At 68.0% G+C, this 18,189-nt stretch carries 18 protein-coding genes; 4 read left to right on the forward strand and 14 right to left on the reverse strand.

Translation table 11 applies throughout. The annotated features are described in order from the left end of the window. Complete coding sequence (locus P1K31_RS16510; protein ID WP_276306410.1) at nt 1-1,995, forward strand: hydantoinase B/oxoprolinase family protein; 1,995 nt, start codon at nt 1-3, stop codon at nt 1,993-1,995. A 5-nt stretch (nt 1,996-2,000) separates the two neighbouring features. Beyond that, nucleotides 2,001-2,306 carry an acetone carboxylase subunit gamma gene (locus P1K31_RS16515; RefSeq protein ID WP_276306411.1) on the forward strand — a complete coding sequence of 102 codons (306 nt, stop codon included), beginning with the start codon at nt 2,001-2,003 and terminating at the stop codon, nt 2,304-2,306. 100 nt (nt 2,307-2,406) lie between these two features. Here P1K31_RS16515 and P1K31_RS16520 read toward each other — a convergent pair whose 3' ends face one another. From P1K31_RS16520 to P1K31_RS16570, 12 genes are all read right to left on the reverse strand, one after another. Further along, complete coding sequence (locus tag P1K31_RS16520) at nt 2,407-3,156, reverse strand: SDR family NAD(P)-dependent oxidoreductase (RefSeq protein WP_276306412.1); 750 nt, start codon at nt 3,154-3,156, stop codon at nt 2,407-2,409. Nucleotides 3,157-3,276: 120 nt separating this feature from the next. After that, nucleotides 3,277-3,750 (reverse strand): enoyl-CoA hydratase/isomerase family protein, encoded by a 474-nt coding sequence (locus P1K31_RS21945; protein ID WP_368410926.1) that lies wholly within the window; start codon nt 3,748-3,750, stop codon nt 3,277-3,279. Then, on the reverse strand, nt 3,714-4,064 hold the full coding sequence (locus tag P1K31_RS21950) for an enoyl-CoA hydratase/isomerase family protein (RefSeq protein WP_368410919.1): 351 nt from the start codon (nt 4,062-4,064) through the stop codon (nt 3,714-3,716). Before P1K31_RS21950 ends, P1K31_RS21945 begins: the two co-directional genes overlap by 37 nt. Nucleotides 4,065-4,882: 818 nt before the next feature. Continuing rightward, entirely contained in the window at nt 4,883-5,686 is an 804-nt protein-coding gene (locus P1K31_RS16530) for an alpha/beta fold hydrolase (RefSeq protein WP_276306413.1), read from the reverse strand. Next, on the reverse strand, nt 5,683-6,078 hold the full coding sequence (locus P1K31_RS16535) for a hypothetical protein (RefSeq protein ID WP_276306414.1): 396 nt from the start codon (nt 6,076-6,078) through the stop codon (nt 5,683-5,685). The genes P1K31_RS16530 and P1K31_RS16535 overlap by 4 nt, the downstream gene beginning before the upstream one ends. Before the next feature lie 31 nt (nt 6,079-6,109). Then, on the reverse strand, nt 6,110-6,889 hold the full coding sequence (locus P1K31_RS16540; RefSeq protein ID WP_276306415.1) for an enoyl-CoA hydratase/isomerase family protein: 780 nt from the start codon (nt 6,887-6,889) through the stop codon (nt 6,110-6,112). 84 nt (nt 6,890-6,973) lie between these two features. Next, nucleotides 6,974-7,684 carry an ABC transporter ATP-binding protein gene (locus P1K31_RS16545; RefSeq protein WP_276306416.1) on the reverse strand — a complete coding sequence of 237 codons (711 nt, stop codon included), beginning with the start codon at nt 7,682-7,684 and terminating at the stop codon, nt 6,974-6,976. Further along, entirely contained in the window at nt 7,681-8,364 is a 684-nt protein-coding gene (locus P1K31_RS16550) for an ABC transporter ATP-binding protein (protein ID WP_276306417.1), read from the reverse strand. Before P1K31_RS16550 ends, P1K31_RS16545 begins: the two co-directional genes overlap by 4 nt. After that, nucleotides 8,361-9,413, reverse strand: coding sequence for a branched-chain amino acid ABC transporter permease (locus tag P1K31_RS16555; protein ID WP_276306418.1), 1,053 nt, complete (start codon nt 9,411-9,413; stop codon nt 8,361-8,363). Before P1K31_RS16555 ends, P1K31_RS16550 begins: the two co-directional genes overlap by 4 nt. Next, the gene (locus P1K31_RS16560) at nt 9,410-10,336 is read right to left on the reverse strand and encodes a branched-chain amino acid ABC transporter permease (protein WP_276306419.1); all 927 of its coding nucleotides are present in this window, start codon (nt 10,334-10,336) and stop codon (nt 9,410-9,412) included. Before P1K31_RS16560 ends, P1K31_RS16555 begins: the two co-directional genes overlap by 4 nt. A 1-nt stretch (nt 10,337) precedes the next feature. Next, on the reverse strand, nt 10,338-11,612 hold the full coding sequence (locus P1K31_RS16565; RefSeq protein WP_276306420.1) for an ABC transporter substrate-binding protein: 1,275 nt from the start codon (nt 11,610-11,612) through the stop codon (nt 10,338-10,340). Nucleotides 11,613-11,690: 78 nt separating this feature from the next. Continuing rightward, on the reverse strand, nt 11,691-13,313 hold the full coding sequence (locus tag P1K31_RS16570; RefSeq protein ID WP_276306421.1) for a class I adenylate-forming enzyme family protein: 1,623 nt from the start codon (nt 13,311-13,313) through the stop codon (nt 11,691-11,693). Between the two features lie 81 nt (nt 13,314-13,394). On the opposite strand from P1K31_RS16570, the gene P1K31_RS16575 reads away from it, so the two are divergent. Both P1K31_RS16575 and P1K31_RS16580 read left to right on the forward strand, forming a co-directional pair. Beyond that, nucleotides 13,395-14,600, forward strand: coding sequence for an acyl-CoA dehydrogenase family protein (locus tag P1K31_RS16575; protein ID WP_276306422.1), 1,206 nt, complete (start codon nt 13,395-13,397; stop codon nt 14,598-14,600). Nucleotides 14,601-14,685: 85 nt separating this feature from the next. Continuing rightward, nucleotides 14,686-15,831 carry an acyl-CoA dehydrogenase family protein gene (locus tag P1K31_RS16580; RefSeq protein WP_276306423.1) on the forward strand — a complete coding sequence of 382 codons (1,146 nt, stop codon included), beginning with the start codon at nt 14,686-14,688 and terminating at the stop codon, nt 15,829-15,831. Here P1K31_RS16580 and P1K31_RS16585 read toward each other — a convergent pair. Together P1K31_RS16585 and P1K31_RS16590 are read right to left on the reverse strand one after the other, a co-directional pair. Then, complete coding sequence (locus P1K31_RS16585) at nt 15,828-17,420, reverse strand: class I adenylate-forming enzyme family protein (RefSeq protein WP_276306424.1); 1,593 nt, start codon at nt 17,418-17,420, stop codon at nt 15,828-15,830. The genes P1K31_RS16580 and P1K31_RS16585 overlap by 4 nt on opposite strands. Next, on the reverse strand, nt 17,417-18,172 hold the full coding sequence (locus P1K31_RS16590; protein ID WP_276306425.1) for a citryl-CoA lyase: 756 nt from the start codon (nt 18,170-18,172) through the stop codon (nt 17,417-17,419). The genes P1K31_RS16585 and P1K31_RS16590 overlap by 4 nt, the downstream gene beginning before the upstream one ends. Nucleotides 18,173-18,189: the final 17 nt, after the last annotated feature.

An 18,189-nucleotide genomic window follows, 5' to 3' on the forward strand; every position in this document is an offset into this window, starting at 1 on the left:
ATGGCATCACACGCTGACGGGAACGACGAACAGCATCAGGGGACGAACGTCTGGGACGACTTCCGACACGGCTACGTCCCTCGCGACGAGCTGGACATCCATCCGGACGTGACGCTGCACAGAGAGGCCGAAGACGACGTGGATCCGGTCACGTACAACGTGCTTCGTCACCGTCTGTACACTATCAACGAGGAACACGGCCACACGCTCGAGAACGTCTCCGGGTCGCCGGTCGCGTACTTCGCGCAGGACTTCAACCCGACCATCCTCACGGCCGACGGCGAGGTCGTGTTCCAGGGCCCGTACATCCAGTTTTTCTCACCCATCGCGGAACTCCAGGTGAAGTGGGTGCTGGAAAACCGGAGCGGGAACCCCGGTATCGAACCCGGCGACATGTTCTTCTCGAACGATCCGTGGGTCGGGAGCACGCACCAGCCGGACGTGTTCTTCCTGGCACCCGTGTTCCGTGACGACGAACTGTTCTGCTGGGTCGTCAACACGCTCCACCAGTACGATATCGGTGGCATCAGCGCCGGGAGCTTCTGTCCGAGTGCGGACGACGTGTTCGGGGAACCGACGCCGATCCCACCGACGAAGGTGGTCGAGGACGACGAGGTTCGTCAGGACATCCGGCAGATGTACCTTCGCCACTCCCGCCTCCCGAACCTGGTCGGGCTGGACTTCAACGCGCAGGTCGCCGGGTGCCGGGTCACACGCGACCGCATCCACGACGTCATCGACGAGTACGGCGCCGAGACGGTCAAGGGCGTGATGAACCAGGTCATCGACGACTCCGAGAACCGGTACCTCCAGAAGATTCGGAAGATCCCTGACGGAACCTGGCGCGCACGGGAGTACATGGAGGGGTCGCAGACCGGCGACAGCGACGTCTACCCGGTCGAGATACAGATGACCAAGCGGGGCGACACCCTCACCTTCCGGAACGAGGGGACCGCCGAGAGCCAGGGCGTGATGAACATCAGCTACGCCGGCTTTCGGACCGCGATCATGAGCGTCCTCAACCCGCTCATGCTGTACGACGAGCTGTTCGTCGCCAGCGGCGCGTTCCGACACATCGAGATCGAGACGACGCCGGGGACCCTCAATCGGGCGGAGTGGCCCGCAGGGTGTAGTCCCGGCGGGACGACGAACATCGAGTTCTCGATCGGCCTCATCCAGGACGTGATGGGACGGATGCTGTCCGCGGCACCCGATCTGAAGGCCGACATCGTCAGTGACACCCCGTCGCTCAGCACGATGGCGCAGGCGGGAGTCGACCAGTGGGGCAACCCGTTCGGGACGATGAACCTGGACATCATGGGTGCCGGAATCGGCGCGACGCCGAACAAGGATGGTGTCGACGCCGGGGGCTACCTCTGGGGACCGAAGGGACCGATGCCGAACATAGAGAACAACGAACAGGACTACCCGATCCTCTACCTCTACAAGGAGATCGTCGAGGATTCGGGCGCACCGGGCGAGCGCAGAGGCGGCGCGACGATGCAGTACGGGTTCATCCCGCATAAAACCGAACGGATACACAACGTGTTCTGCGGGAACAGCGGCGTCACGCCGATCTCGGCGGGCCTCGCGTCCTATCCGGGGCCGCCGTCGCTCAACCAGGTCGTCGAGGACACGGACGTGACCGAACGCCTCGAGAACCAGGACATCCCCCAGTCGCTCGACGAGTTCGGCGCCGAAGTACGACAGTTCGCACCCAAATCCGAATACACCCAGAACCCGAACGACGTCGTCCAGGCTCGGAACGGAACGCCGTCGGGATACGGCGACCCGCTGAAGCGCGATCCGGAACGGGTCGCCGAAGATATCGTCCAGAACGTCGTCAGCGAAACTGCCGCCCGAGACATCTACGGTGTCGTCGTCGACCGCGACGGCGCTGCCGTCGAGGTGATCGACGACGAGACCGCAGCGCGTCGGGAGGAACTGCGCCGGCAACGGCTCGAAGACGGCGTCGTCCCCGCGGAGGGAGCGTGATCACGATGAAAATACACGAATACCTGGAACTCGACGCGCAGGCGGCGACGATCAGCTGCAGCGAGTGCGGCGAAGTGCTGTGCGACGCCGACCAGAACTACAAGGAACACAGTTCGATGCGCACCGGTCCGGTGACGGACGCCGGTCCGCTGTTCCAGCCCCCGGAACGCGTCCTCGGTTCGGATCCCGGCTACGAGTTCCGCGAGTGGTTCTGTCCGGGGTGCGGCGTGCTGTTCGACCACCGGTTCGCGCTCGAGGGCGACCGCATCATCCACGACATCGAAATCGACGTCGAGGCGCTCGAGTCGTAGCGCCCCGAACGATCAGCTCACGTCACTCGGGCCTCCGTGGGCATCAGGTCGTGCGTAGCCCGGTCGAGCGGCATCGCGACGACCCGGCTGAGGTTGGATATCACGCACACGAGAAGCCGCCGTCGACGACGAGCGTCTCGCCCGTGATCCAGTCGGCCTCGTCGCTGGCGAGAAACAGCATCGCGTTCGCGACGTCCTCGGGCCGTCCGAGCCGCCCGAGCGGGTACGCCTCGGCCATCCGCGAGGCGAGCTCCGCCCACTCGTCGTCCGACCGGTCGCCCCTCGGCATCGACGTCTCGGTGACGCCCGGACAGACCGCGTTCACGCGGACGCCGTGGGGGCCGGCCTCCGCGGCCACGGCGCGAGTGAGGTTGACCACGGCCCCCTTCGTCAGCGAGTACGCCGAGAACTGCGGGGACCCGATGACGCCCGCCAGCGACGCCGTGTTGACGATCGCGCCCGACCCCTGGTCCTTGAAATGCGGCAGCGCCGCCGCACAGCCGTTCCAGACGCCCTTGGCGTTCACGTCGACGATCCGGTCGAGGGTCGCGCGGTCGAGGCGCTCCATCGGCGTCGGGTCGTGGATGACCCCCGCGTTGTTCAGCAGGATGTCCAGTCCGTACCCGTCGACGGTTGCGTCGACGGCGTCCCGGAACGCCTCGCCGTCGCGCACGTCGAGTTCGTGCGCCGTCGCCTCGCCGTCGATCCGTTCGACGGTCTCCCGGACGCCCTCGTAGTCGATATCCGCGCCGACGACGGTCGCGCCCTCCGCCGCGAACCGTTCTGCCGCGGCGCGCCCCAGTCCTGAACCCGCACCGGTGATGAACGCCGTCTTGCCAGCGAGTCGCATACGTCCTCTCGAGGCGACGGATACATAAAAAAGTCTGTTCCGTCCCGTCCCGTCCCGTTCCGTCCTCTCCCATCCCATCTCGTTCCGTCCTCTTCCGTCCTGCCCCGGCCCGCGTCGGAACTACCGCCCCTCGAACTGTGGCTCCCTGCCCTCCAGTTGCGCCTCGAAGCCCTCCCTGCGGTCGTCGGTACCGTACACCCGCATCGCCAGCCGGTGTTCGATGTCGAGGCCGTCCTCGAGCGGAACGTCGAACGTGGCCCCGAACGCCTCCAGGGCGCTCTGGATACCCAGCGGCGCCTTCTCGGTCAGGTCGTCGGCGAGCTCCCTGGCGCGCTCGTCGACGTCCGCGTCCGGGACGACCTCGGTGACGAGGCCGCACCGCTCGGCGTCGGCGGGGTCGATGTACTCGCCGGTGAGGACGAGCTCCTTCGCCCTCCCGATGCCGACGAGCCGCGGCAGTCGCTGGGTCGACCCCTGGTGGGGGAAGATGCCGAGGTCGACCTCGATGACGCCGTACTTCGCGTTCTCGCCCAGCACGCGGAGGTCAGCCGGCAGCGTCAGTTCGAACCCGCCGGCGATGCCCGCGCCCTTGATACCGGCGACGTCGGCGTCGTCGACCGGTCGATGGCGTTGAGCAGGGCCCGGAACGCGCGCTGGAACTCGTCCTGTTCCTCGGCGCTCTTCTCGTACATCATGTCGAGCTGGAACCCGGCGCAGAACGCGGGCCCGCTCCCCAGCAGGGTGACGGCGCGAACCTCGTCGTCGCCGTCGACGCGCTCGACGGCCGCGGTGAGTTCGGCGACGGTTGTCTCGTTCATCGCGTTGCGCTTCTCGGGTCGGTCGATGATCACGTCCGCGCGCCGCCCGTCGTACTCGATCCTGACGTGGTCGCTACCGTTCTCCGGCATACGCGTGCGTCGTTCCTCGCGACCAAAAGCGTTCGTACGGTGCTCTCTGTCCGCTGTCAAAACATGGAGAGAGGGCGCACCGGGGACAGCGCCCGGGACGCACCGAACACCGCACGCCGTATCCATCATAACATTCTACCCGCTCATTCCCGAGACGTGATCGGGCACTTCGACGGGATCTCTGTCGAAGAACGCCCACGAGTACTCCCGGGAGTCGGAGGAGAGCCGATAGGCGGCTGACGGCACCGATCGCGTACAGAGGCGATACGGCAGCCACCGAACTCGCTACGTGGTACGACGTGCGGCGACGCACGATCTCCAGCGGGCTCGAGTAGCGCGAAGGGGGCCGCATGCGCCGGCGGTCCGAGACGACCGCCGGACCGGACGCCCCCGGGCCACCGACCAGCGCCCGGCGGGATCGATCCACCGGGTCCGGTCGCAGGGGTCCCTCGGTGAGGTCACTGGGGTGACCCGTCCGCCCGGAGGGGTTGACCGACCGACCGTCGACCCCTGCGGACAGCGCAGTGAGACGCCGCTCGCGCGTACGGGCCAGCACACCGGCCCGTATCGGCATCGTCACCGCATCAGCGCCCGCGAGGGTTTCGGTGGGGCCCCTGCCGAGACGGCCGGTGACGACGCACCACGAAATAAGAGTAAAAAATTCTGATTTCTCATGCACGGTTCGAACGGTTGCTTCCGGTTAGGCCGCGAGGAGGTCCGCGTTCGAACGGTGATTCGGGACGCCGTGGTCTCGGACCGCACGAGCGCTGGCGAGGTCGCCTCTCGTCGGACTGACCGTGGGAGAAGTCGACGTGTCCTCACCGAACGCTGTCGTCGAGGAATCCAGAGACGAGGGTCGAGACGCGGTCGGGTGCCTCCATCATCGGGTAGTGTCCGACGCCGTCGAGGACGGCGGTTTCGACGTCGGGCAGACCCTCGACGGTCCGGTCGAAGACGTCGTCCTGGACGAAGAAGTCCGCCGCCCCCCGGACGAGCAGGACGGGACAGGTCGCGTCCGCGAGTCGGTCCGTGACGTCGTGGTCCGCCCACGCCTGGAGGTCGTTCGTGGCAGCCGCCTGAGCGCCGCGGTGTTGCCACTTCAGCTCCTCCCGTCGGACCGGGCCGACGTCGCCCGTCGAGTCGATCACGGAGTAGTCGAGGACGCTCTGCCATCCGGGACAGGCGTGGGGGTGTGCGAACCGTCCCAGGGCCGCCCCGCGGGTCCGCCCGGCGGCCTCCATGACCACGGCGGCGCTGATCTCCGGCGCGTGATGGACGGCGACGTCGAGCGCGGTCGCCCCGCCGATGGAACAGCCCGCGATGGCGGGGCGCTCGAGACCCAGCGCGGCCGCGAAGGCGACGACGAACTCCGCGTGTTCGTGGATCGACGTGTGAACGCGCCAATCGACGGGGTACGACTTCCCGTGTCCGGGGAGATCCGGCACGACGACGCGGTATCCCGCCTCGGCGAGCTGCGGCGCGACGTAGCGCCACTGTCGCCCCTCGGCTCCGGCGGTGTGGAGACAGACGACCGGGGGATCGCTCGAATCGCCGACCGCTTCGTAGTAGATCCGCGTCTCGTCGACCGTGACGTAGCGACCGAGGAGTTCGGGGCAGCTCACTCGACCACCCCCGTGGGTCGCGTCGTCCCGGTCGTCATCAGTTGCAGGTGGCGAACGAGCAGTTCCGTCGCCTCGCGGAGCCGGTTCGCCTCGAGCTTGTTCCCCTCCGTCCGGAGCGCCCCGGTGTAGAACTGCTCGGAGAGGGACGCGTCCCCGCGGGCGAGGGCGCGCCAGGCGTCCGCCGAACCGGCGATCCGGAACGTCGCCCCGAAGGCGGGGACGTACGGCTCCGTATCGATGACGGCCCCGCGATAGATCTTCAGCCAGGCCGTCTCGTCGCCGATCGCGAGTTCGATCGAGCCGTCGAACTCGCGGGTCGCTGTCCCGAAACGTTCGTCGTCATTGACTGACGCGACGAGGTCCGATAGCCACGTCTCACTGTCGAACGGCATGTTCGCACGGACGGCGGCGCGCGACATGAAGCTAACCCTGATCCCCGCCTCGAAACGCGTCGATGCGCTCCCCCGCCGTCCCGTCGCGAAACGCCCGATCGAACGCGCGCCGCTCGCTACGACGCAGCGAGTCGAGATCCGTCGTAGCGCCCGCCGCGAAGCGTTCGCGGAGGACGGAGACGGTGTACTTCCCGTTGGCGGCGAAGGTGTCGACGTACTCCTCGACCGCGTCGGCGCGGTCGTCGTCGGGGACGACGCGCGTCACGAAGCCGGCGTGTTCTGCCTCCTCGGCTCCGACCGTGCGCCCGGTGAGTAACCAATCGCGGGCGCGCCGCTCTCCGATCTGCGCGGTCAACAGCGGGACGACGTACCCGGTGACGGGCAGGTCGAGTGCGACCTCCGGGAAGCCCCACGTCGCGGACGTCGCTCCGACGACGACGTCCGCGCCGAGACAGAGGTGACACCCCACGCCGAGCGCGCGGCCGTGAACCGAGACGACGACCGGCACGGGACAGGATCGCACCGCGTCGACGAGCGTCTGGACCCGACGGGCGATCCGGGCCGGGTCCTCGTCGGCCTCGGAGGCGAGGTCCGCGAGGTCCGCGCCGACGCAGAAGTTCTCCCCGTCCCCGGAGACGACGAGCGCGTCGGCCTCGCCGGCGGCGGCCGCGTCGAACACGTCGACGAGCGCGTCAACGGTCTCTCCGGGGAGCGCGTTCTGCTTGTCGGGACGGGCGAGTCGAACGTCGACGAACGAGCCCGCATCGGTCGGGCGGCCGGCGATCTTCAGAAACGGGTCAGTGATGTCCATTGTTCGTGTGGTGATGTGGGTGTGTGATGAGAGTGTAGTGTGGGTGTGTGGCGAGGGGGAAGTCGTGGCGGCTAGCGGCCGCGACTACCCGACCGTCTCCTCGAGGATGCGGTTGTACGCCGCCTCGAACTCCCCGCGTTCGCCGAGGTAGGTGAGCGTGTTCTTCCGCATGAGGTACATCTCGTCGCTCACGGCCGCGGCCATCTCGACCTTCTCGTCGACGAGCAGCACGGTCACGCCGCTCTCGCTGATCGCCAGGATCGTGTCTCTGATGTCCTCCACGATCTTCGGGGCGAGACCGAGCGTCGGTTCGTCGAGCATGATCAGCGTCGGGTCCGTGACGAGACCCTGCGCGATGGCGAGCATCTGCTGTTGGCCGCCGCTCATCGTCCCGGCCTCCTGATCGCGCCGCTCCCGGAGGATCGGGAACAGCTCGAAGACCTGCTCGAACGCCTCCCGGCGATCCCGCTCGACCGGGACCAGCGCCGTCCTGAGGTTCTCCTGAACGGTCATCTCGGGGAAGACCCGGTGGCGTTCCGGGACGTACGTCAGTCCCCGGTGGATGAGTTGGTGGGGTTCTCGGCCCGAGATCTCCTCCCCGCGGAACGTGATGGTGCCGGCGTCCGGGGACTTCACGCCGGCGATCGTGCGCAGCAGGGTCGTCTTGCCGGCCCCGTTCGCGCCGACGATCGCCACGACGCTCCCCGGAGCGACGCCGGCGTTCACGTCCCGAAGCACGGTGAGGTCCCCGTAGGAGACCGACACGCCGTCGACGTCGAGGATTCGGTCGGTCATATCGCCATCTCCCCCAGGTACTGTTCCTGGACCGTCTCGTCCGTTCGTATCTCCCCCGGACTGCCGTGGGCGAGGACGCGCCCCTGGTCGAGGACGACCATCCGATCCGCGAGCTCGAACGCCGTCTCGATGTCGTGTTCGATGAGGACGAGCGTGTGGTCGCGAGCGAGCTCCTCGAGGTAGCCGAGCATCGCGGGCTTCTCCGACGGATTGACCCCGGAGAACACCTCGTCGAGCAGCAGCAGGTCCCCGTCGGTGACGAGCGCGAGCGCGACGCGCTTTCGTTCGAAGAGGGTGAGTTCGTCGCCGTACTTGTCATGGATCTCGATCAGGTCGAGACGCGCCATGATCTCGCGGGGCTGTGTCTCGAACGACGCGAGGCTGATGTTCTCGGCGACGGTCAGTTCGTCGAAGACGTCCACCTCCTGGAACGTCCGACGGATGCCGAGGCGCGCGGTGCGGTCGGCCCGCATCCCCGTGATGTCCTCCCCCCGGTAGCGGACCGTTCCGCTGTCCGGGCGATAGTAGCCGGTGATGCAGTTGAACAGCGTCGTCTTGCCGGCCCCGTTCGCCCCCATGACCACGTGCGTCTCGCCCGCGGTCACGTCGAACGTGACGCCGTCCAGCGCGACGATACCCCCGAACGTTCGCCGCACGTCTTCGACCTCCAGGAGCGTCATCGGTCCGACCCCCAGAGCCCGCGTAGATCCGGCAATCGGTCGTCGATCCCGAACCGCCCCGAGAGCCCTCCGAGGATACCGCCGGGGAGGAGCAGGACGACGACGATGAGGGTCGCCCCGACGAAGTACGCCCGGTAGTCCCCGAACCCGAACGACCGGATCACCTCGGGGAGCCCGACCATCACGAGGGCCCCGACGATCGGCCCGTGGATCGTCCGGCGTCCCCCGATGACGGTGATGACGAGGAGGAAGACGGTCTGGTGGAGGGTGAAGTCCGCTGGCGTGATGAGGCCGTTGACGGAGGCGAACAGACTCCCGCCGACGCCGAGGACGAACGCGCCGAGGGAGACGGCGATGAGCTTGTATCTCGCCGGGTTGTACCCGATCGAACGGAGCAGGTCCTCGTTCTCGCTCGTCGCGATGGCCAGCGAGCCGGTCAGCGAGTTGTCGAAGACGGCGACGAGCGCCGTGACGACCGTCAGAACGAGGACGAGAAACAGGTACTGCTCGACGAGCGGCGAGACGGGCAGCACGCCGGCGGAGGGGCTCGGAACGCCGCTGATCCCGGTCGATCCGACCTCGCCCCAGTTCGTGAGCACGTAGAACACCACCTGCTCGAACGCGAGCGTGGCGATGATGATCTCGAAGGCGGAGCCGATGAGTACCGCCGAGAAGGCGATGACGAGGCCGACCAGGGCGGCGACGGCCCCCGCGAACAGTATCGCGAGCAGGTACGGTACGCCGAACGCCTGCATGAGGAGCGCGAACGTCACTCCGCCGATGATGGCGAGCGCGGCCGGACAGAAGACGAACAGGTTCGGCCACCCGAGCATCAGGTTGTACCCGGAGGCCATCACGGCGAACACGAGGACGAGCAGCGAGACGAACCCGACGAACGCCGATCCGGACACGAGCGGGAGGGCGAGCAGTCCCGCGACGAGCACGAGGACGGTCGCCCGCGTCACGCTCGACCACGCGACGCCGCGGAGGTCGACGTTCAACTCCTCCTCGGAGGCGACGCGCCCCGACTCGGCCTCGACGCCGCTCATCGTACCCCCCGTACTCGGGCGACCCGCTGACGCAGCGCACCCGTCAGCGACTCCGTGCCGGTCCTGAGCACGACGGCCTTCACGAGGAAGAACAGGATGAGCACGGCGAACTCGGAGGCGAAGATGTAGTACGACGACAGCGTCAGGACCGCGAACGCCTCGTAGAGGCCGAGAGCGTACCCGGCGAGCATCGCCCCGAAGACGCGACCGATGCCGCCGAGGATGACGATGATGAACGCCTTGATGAGCAGATCGAACCCCATCGTGGGGGTGAGCGAGAACATGGCCGCGTTCAGGACCCCTGCGACGGCCGCCATGGCGCTCCCGAGGACGAACGCCGACAGGAACGCCCGTCGGACGTTCACGCCCTTCATCCGGGCGAGTTCGCGGTCCTGGACGATCGCCCTGAGACTCAGCCCCAGCGTCGTCGAGTTGATGAGCCAGTAGAGGAACGCGAAGTTGGCGAGCGCGAAGAGGAAGACGATCAGTTCGAGGACCGTCACCGACGTGTCAAGAAACGCGATCGGAGTGTTGTGAAGACCGCCGAAGGCGAGGTAGTGGGGTTCGTGTCCCCAGGTCTGGGCGAACGCCCGTTCCAGTATCTGGGCGACGCCGAGCGTGACCAGGATGACGCCGAAGATGTACCCCGATTCGTCCCTGTCGTAGAGCGGTGCGAGCAGCGCCCGCTCGATGATCGCTCCGAGGAGCGCGACGGCGAGGATCGCGGCCAGTATCCCGACCGCCAACGGTAAGCCGGAGAGCTGGACGACCTGGAAGTAGACGTAGGCACCGCCGGCGAACAGGGCGGCGTGACCCATGTTCGGGATGTCCATCACCCCGAAGATGATGGTGAAGCTCGCCGCGAACACCGCGTAGATACTTCCCTGTATCAGGCCGTTGACGAGGCTCTCCACCAGGACCATCTCAGATGTCCTCCTCCGGCGGGATGCTCGTCAGCGGAGGGATCTGATCGGCCCAGACGACCTCGTCGACGGTCGCCGAGTCCCCGTCGGCCCCGAATCGGATGAGTGCGCCGGGGATAGCGGGCTGTCCGCGGTCGTTCATCGAGACCGTCCCGAGGATCGTCGTGAGTTCGTTCCCGACGAGCGCATCCCGGAGCGCCTGGCCGTCGGTGCTGCCGGCCTGTTCGAGCGCGAACTGGGTGGCCTGCGCGTCCGCGTAGACGTTGTACGCGGTCGGGTGTTCGGGCGCGCCGAGTTCCCGGTAGGCGTCGAACTGATCGAGCGACTCCTGCGAGAGGGTCTCCTCGATGGCGGGGACGTCCCGGTAGTCCAGTCGCGTGTACAACCCGAGCGCGTGGACGTTCGCCATCCCGGCACCCACGTTCCCGATGTTGTTGTAGTCCGCGCCGCCGAGTCCGGTGAAGATCGGCAGGGCCTCGTTGAGGTTGTTCCGGTTGGCCTGGATGAGGAACCGCTCCATGGCGCTCGCCCAGGTCTGGACGTACAGCGCGTCGATGTTACCGTTGTTGAGCTCCCGCTTGATCCGCGTGATGAACGAGGAGAAGTCCTGCTGGTCGAAGCTGAACCGACCGAGGTTCTTGAAGTCCCCCGCGTGATCCGACTCCCGAAACCACCACCGCATCAGGTCGAGCGTGTCGTCGCCCCAGTCCCCCTCCTCGGCGATCACCCCGATATTCTCGATGTCGTTGCTCTCCGAGATGTACGTGAGCGCCGGGTAGGCGTCCATGATCGTGCTCACCGTCAGCCGCAGGACGTAGGTGTCGGGCGTGTTGACCTCCGGCGTGAACCCGTGCGTGAACGTCGGTACCTGGTTCTCGTTGACGATGGAGCTGATGGCGATCGCCCCGGTCGATCGCCAGGACGAGAGGATGGCCGAGACCCCGTCTGCGGTAACCAGTCGCTGGGCGGCCGATCGGGCCTCGCTGTTCTGCGACTGGTCGTCGTACTCGACGATGTCGACCTGTCGCTGTTCGTCGCCGACCTGGATACCGCCGCCCTCGTTCACCCGCTCGGCCCACGCGCTCTGGGTCTCCGTCGCCAGTTCGCCGAAGAACGACGCGGGGCCGGAGAGCGGGTTGATCGCCCCGAGTTTCACGCTCCCGGAAGCGCCGCCCAGCCCGACGTTGTCCATGCACCCCGCGATTCCCCCGAGCGCGGCGGTACCGAGAGCCGCGCTCCCGCGTCGAAGGAACGACCTGCGTGACCTGTCTGTCATTGTCTCTCCTGTGAGAGGTGAAACCTACACGTGATAAAACTATCGCCGTCCCCGCCGTCGAGCGACCCGCTTCGAACGTTATTCGAACAGGTCAGCCACCTGATCACGGAGTTCGTTCTTCCGGATCTTCTCCCCGTGTGGCCCCTCCGACCGGGGGAACTCGTCGACGAACCTGATCGCCGCCGGGATCTTGTAGTCGGCGACGCGACCGTCGAGATAGTCGACCAGCGCCGCCTCGTCCAGCGTCTCCGCCGCGGCGCGCACGAACGCGACGGGAACCTGTCCGTGTCGAGGGTGGGGGACGCCGACGACCTGCGAGAGCGCCACGTCGGGGTGGGCGTCGATCGCCGACTCGATGTCCCGCGGGGTGACGAGGAAGCCGCGAACCCGGAGCGCGTCGTCGAGCCGCGACTGGTAGTAGAAATACCCCTTCTCGTCGTACGTGACGAGGTCGCCGGTCCGCAGCCAGCCGTCGACGATGTCCTCGGCGGTCTTCTCCGGTTTCTCGTGATAGCCGGAGATGACGTTGTACCCCCGGAGGTGCAACTCCCCCTTCTCGCCGGGCGGAAGTTCCTCCCCGGTCTCCGGGTCGACCACCCTCGCGTCCTCCTCCTCCGGGTGGACCATCGGCCCGCCGACGCGCTTCCGGCGCTCGATCGGATCCTCGGGGTCGCCGACGAACACCTGACTGTTCGCCTCCGAGAGACCGTACGGTTGGACGAGCGGAAAGCCGACGGCCGCCTCGATGCGGTCGAAGACGGCCTCGTCGTAGCCCATGCTGATGAATCCGGTCGCCCCGCGCCGGAGCGTGGCGACGCGCTCCGGGGCGAACGCCTCGTCCTCGAGCATCCGCACGTACATGGTCGCCAGCGCCGAGCAGTAGGTGACGCCGTGCGCCTCGATCAGTCGGATCGTTCGTTCGGCGTCGAAGTACGGCTGGACGACGAGCGGGAGGCCGTGGGCGAGCGCGCTCATGAACACGTTGTACCCCCAGATCCCGCAGAACGGGAGGACCCCGAGTCCGACGTCGTCCTCCCGTAGGCCGAAGTGGACGCCGACCTGGTAGGAGTGGTTCAGGAGCGAGCGGTTCGTCTGGAGGCAGCCCTTCGGCTCCCCCGTCGTTCCGGACGTGTAGAAGATGCAGGCGGTCGCCAGCGGATCGTCGGCGGGGCCCTCGGCGCGCGTCTCACCCGGGAGGCGCACGTCCTCGAACGCCCGAACGGCGGGGTAATCGTCGTTGCGCGACAGGGCGACGACCGCCTCCAGGTTCGGAAACTCGTCGGTCGAGAACGCGTCCGGCGACCGTCGTTCGAGTTCCGGCAGCAGCGAGGCGAGCATCCCCAGGTAGTCCTTTTCGAGGAACGACTCCTCGGTGACCAGCACGCGACAGCCCGAATCGCGGAGCATGTATTCCAGTTCGTGCGTCCGGTAGCGGGTGTTGACGGCGACGACCGCGGCACCGAGATACGACGCCGCCAGTTGGGTGACGAGCCACTCCGGTCGGTTGCTCAACCAGACGGCGACGGTGTCGCCGCGCCCGACGCCGAGGGAGGAGAGTCCGTTCGCGACGGCCCGCGCCTCCTCGATCAGTTCCCCGTACGTCGTCTCCTCGCCGTCGAAGAGTACCGCGGGGGCGTCCGGCGTTCGCGTGGCTATCTCCGACAGTCCCTGGTAGATGGTCGCGTCCGGCCAGCGGAGCATACCTCCCCGTTCGAGCGCGGGACCAAAAGATTTCGCCGCGGTAACGGCAATGTTTTTGTCGCCCCCCTCGTTGGTGGGTGTATGCCCGAGCAGTTAGACGGGAGTCTAGAGCTCTCTGAGAGCCAGCGGCTGGTGAGAAAGAGCATCCGGGACGTCTGCAGCGAGTACGACCGGGAGTACTGGCGCGAGAAGTCCGCGAACGGCGAGTACCCCCACGAGTTCGTCGACACGCTCGCGGCGGAGGGGTGGATGGGGGCGCTCGTCCCCGAGGAGTACGGCGGCGCCGGGATGGGAACGCCCGAGACGGTCGTCATGATGGAGGAGATCGCCGCCGGGGGCGGCGGATTCGCCGCCGCCCAGGCCATCCACGGCGGCATCTACAACACCGTCCCGCTGGTGAAGTACGGCAGCGACGCGATGAAGGAGGACCTGCTACCCCGCGTCGCGCGGGGGGAGACCGCGATCCAGACGTTCTGTCTCACCGAACCGAACGCGGGGTCCGACTCGACGAGCATCGAGACGTTCGCGCGTCGGGAGGGCGACGAGTGGGTCGTCGACGGGCAGAAGATCTGGATCTCCCGCGTCGACGTGAGCGACTACGCGGTGCTCGTCGCGCGGACGACCCCGAAGGAGGAGGTCGAGAAGCGCACCCGGGGCATCTCGATGTTCCTCGTCGACCTCGCGGACGCCGTCGAGCAGGGCGCACTCGAGTACGACGTGATCGAGAAGTCCGCGAGCGAGTTCGTCCACTCCTACCAGCTCTACTTCGACGGGCTCCGGCTGCCGGCGTCCGCGCTCATCGGCGAGGAGGGCCGCGGGTTCTACCAGGTGCTCGACGGCCTGAACGAGGAGCGCCTCGTCATCGCCGCCGAGTGTCTGGGTCTCGGACGGCTGGCCATAGAGCGCGGGGTCGCCTACGCCAACGAGCGCGAGGTGTTCGGCCGCCCGATCGGGCAGAACCAGGCCGTCCAGCACCCGCTCGCGGAGGCGTTCGCACGGCTCCAGGCCGCGAAACAGCTCACCTACGCCGCGGCCGACACCAGCGCGAGCGACCGCGACGCCGATCTCGGCGCGTACGCGAACATGGCGAAGTTCCTCGCCGCCGACGCCGCCTTCGAGGCGGCTGACGCCGCCGTCCAGACCCACGGCGGGTTCGGCGTCGCGACGGAGTACGACGTCGACCGCTACTTCCGGGAGGCGCGGCTGACCCGCCTCGTTCCCATCACCCAGCAACTCGTGCTCAACTACATCGGCGAGAAGGTGCTCGGTCTCCCCCGGTCGTACTGACCGCGCGTCGTCCGGCCGCGTCGATTCCCCGTGGCTCCGATCCCCCGGGGGAAGGATTTATCCCGTCACCCACGCAGCGCGTACCATGGTCTCATTGACCGACGAGCAGCGGATGGTCCTGCGAACCGTCCGCGACCTCGCGGAGTCGGAGTTCGCCGACCAAGCGGGGACGTGGGACGGGGAGCTTCCCTGGGAGAACGCGAAGGCGCTCGCCGAGCGCGGCCTCTACGGGATCAACTTCGACGAGAGGTACGGCGGCGGCGGGCTCACCGAACTGGAGGCGATGATGCTCATCGAGACGGTCGGTCGCGTCTGTCCCGACACCGGCTACCTGCTCAACACCCAGTTGATGCTCGCACCGCGCGCGATCGAGATGTTCGGGTCGGAGGCGCTCAAGGAGCGCTACCTCCCGCCGGTCGTCGCCGGCGAGGACGCGCTCCAGGTCGCCATCTCCGAACCGCACGCCGGCAGCGACGTCGGCGCGATGAACACCCGTCTCGAGGAGGACGACGGCGATCTCTACCTCTCGGGGGAGAAGATATGGGTGAGCGACGTCCCGGAGTCGAGCGCGGCCGTCGTCTGGACGCGGTTCCCCGACGACTCGCTCGGCTCCGTCGTCATGGACTTCGACGCCGACGGCGTCGACGTCAACGAACACTACACGAACATGGCGGGGCACCACCAGACCCACTTCTTCATGGACGACGTCCACATCCCCGAGGAGAACGTCCTCACCCGCGGTGCCGAGGGGTTCAAGGAGCAACTCAGAGCGCTCAACTGGGAGCGCCTCGGCAACGCCGCGATGACCAACGGGATGGTCGCCTACGCCATCGACGCGGCGCTCGCCTACGCGAAGGGACGCGAACAGTTCGGCCGGCCGATCGCGGCGTTCCAGGGCATCGAGTGGAAACTGGCCGAGATGGCGACGGAGTTCGAGGCGTCCCGCGCGTTGGCCTACCAGGCGGCGGAACGCGGGGTCGCGAACGACCGCGTCCCCCACCGGCTCGACGCCTCCGTCGCGACCCTCTTCTCCGCCCAGATGGCCGAACGGGTCGTCAGCGAGGCGCTCCAGGTCCACGGCGCGACGGGCTACCAGCGGGAGCACCCCCTGGAGTACCTCTACCGCTTCGTCCGCGGCTGGCGCATCGGCGCCGGGACCGACGAGATCCAGAAGAACCAGATCGCGGACGCGATCAAGCGCGAGGGCGTCCCGACGCTACTGGAGTTCTAGAGCGATTCGCGGACGACGTCCTTCCGAACCTTCCCCGTCGCCGTCCGCGGGAACGGGTCCGAGCGGAACTCGACGACGGTCGGGACCTTGTACGACGAGAGGCGTTCGCGGCAGTGCTCGCGAACCGCGTCCGCGGTGAGCGTCTCCCCCTCGACCGGGCGAACGACCGCGGCGACGACCTCGTCCCGTTCGTCGTGCGGGAGTCCGAGCACCGTCACCGCGTCGACGGCGGGGTGATCGCCGATGACGCTCTCGACCTCCGTCGGGGAGACGTTGATACCCCCCGTCTTGATGATGTCCTTCAGTCGCCCCTCGAACACGAGGCGGCCCGCGGGCGTCAACCGCCCCAGATCGCCCGTCCGGAAGTAGCCGGCCGGATCGAACGCCGCCCGCGTCCGTTCGGGCATCGTCCGGTACTCCCGGAACAGGGTCCGCGCCCGGAGGCGGATCTCGCCCTCGTCGCCCGGCGGGACCTCCCGGTCCGTATCGGGGTCGACCACGCGAACGTCGACGTTCGCGAGCGGGTGGCCGACCGTCCCGAGCCGGGCTTCCTCGTGCGCTTCGTGGTCCGTGACGGCGCAGATGGCGCAGACCTCCGTGAGGCCGTACCCGGTGAGCGCGACGTCCGCTCCGAGGGCTTCGAGCCGTTCGCGGAGCGAGCGGGGGGCGATGGCCATGGCGACGCGGACCGAATCGAGGGCGTCCCGGACGCCGTCGGACCGTTCGAGCCGCCGGTACATGTTCCCCATCCCGTAGAGGACGGTACACCGCTCCTCCGCGATGAGTTCGACCGCGGCGTCGGCGTCGAACTCCGACTGGAGGACGAGCGTCGCCCCGTGAGACAGCGCCGTCACCGAGGCGTTGCACGCCGCGTAGCTGAAGAACAGCGGAACGGCGAGCCAGACGCAGTCGTCCGCCGACACGCCCATCCGCGCGCCGACGCTTCGGGGGTTCGTCGCCAGCCCGTCGTGGCGCAGGACGATGGGCTTCGGCCGCCCCGTCGTCCCCGAGGAGAACAGGACGTACGCGTCGTCGTCGGGCCTGACGGTCTCCGTCGCGGCGCTCAGACGGGCCTCGCCGACCGACTCCCCGCGGTCGAGGACGTCCGACCAGCGGAACGCCCACTCCGGGGCGTCGCCGACGACGATCGCCCGCTGCAGGTACGGCAGGCGCTCGCAGTCGAGTGCGCCGGGGGCGCATCCCTCGAGTTCGGGGGCGACGGCGGTAAGCAGCTTCCGGTAGTCGGTGTCGAGGAACGAATCGACCGTCACGAGCGTCGAAACGTCGGTCGCCGCGAGCGCGTACGACAGCTCGTCGGCGGTGTACCAGGTGTTCAGCCCGACCATGGTGGCACCGATCCGCTGGGCCGCGTAGTTCGCCACGAACCACTCGGGGCGGTTCTCCGCGAGGACGCCCACGCGGTCGCCGTGGCCGACGCCCATCGCGAGTAACCCCCGGGCGAACCGGTCGACGCGCCGCTGAAGATCCGCGTACGTGATTCGCCGATCGTCCCAGACGATCGCCTCGCGCTCGCCGTGCTCCTCGGCGCTCCTGCCGAGGACTTCGGGCAGCGTCGTCGGCCAACTCATCGATCCCCCGAGTACGTCATCCGCTCCTGGGTGCGGTGCCAGACGTCCGCCGCGATCGGGCGGGACTGCTCCTCGATGACCTCCGCCACGAGCCCCGTCGCGCGGCTGATCACGGCGAGTCCCCGCGCGGCCTCCGGGGGGAGGTCGATGTCGGAGCAGACGGCGGCGATGGCGCCGGTGACGTTCACCGGGAGTTCCTTCCCCGTTCGCTCCTCGAACGCGGACTGGACGTCCCGAACGAGCGCGACGTGGTCGCCCGCGAGTCCCTCCTCCTCGGCGAGGGCGAACAGGCGCTCCGCCCGCGGATCGACCGGTTTGTGAAACGGGTGTCCGATCCCCGGAAACGGGTCCCCGCGCTCGGCGTACTCGCTCACGATCGCACGGACGGCCGACTCCCGATCCGGCTCCGAACCGGCGGCCTGCAGGACCGCCGCGCACTCCTGCATCGCACCCACGTACCGGGTCCCGACCCCGAGTAGCCCGCTCGCGACGGCCCCCTGGATCGACTCCGGTTCGGCCAGGTAGGTCAGCCGAGCCGCGAGCGCGTGCGGCGTCACCCCGTGGACCATCAGTGACGCGAGCATCGCGTTCACGAGGCGCCCCTCGCCGTCGCGCGGCGGGGTCCCCTTCAGGAGGAGGTAGGTGGTGGAGCCGAAGTCCAGCTCGCCCATGATCTCGCTCGTCAGGTCGCGGTCGCGAACGGTGACCGATTCGGCGTCGTACGTCGAGAGCGCCGTCTGGTAGTCGCTCATGCCTGTCCTCTCCGGCG

It is taken from the genome of Halomarina halobia (assembly GCF_029338575.1).
GTDB classification, from domain to species: domain Archaea; phylum Halobacteriota; class Halobacteria; order Halobacteriales; family Haloarculaceae; genus Halomarina; species Halomarina halobia.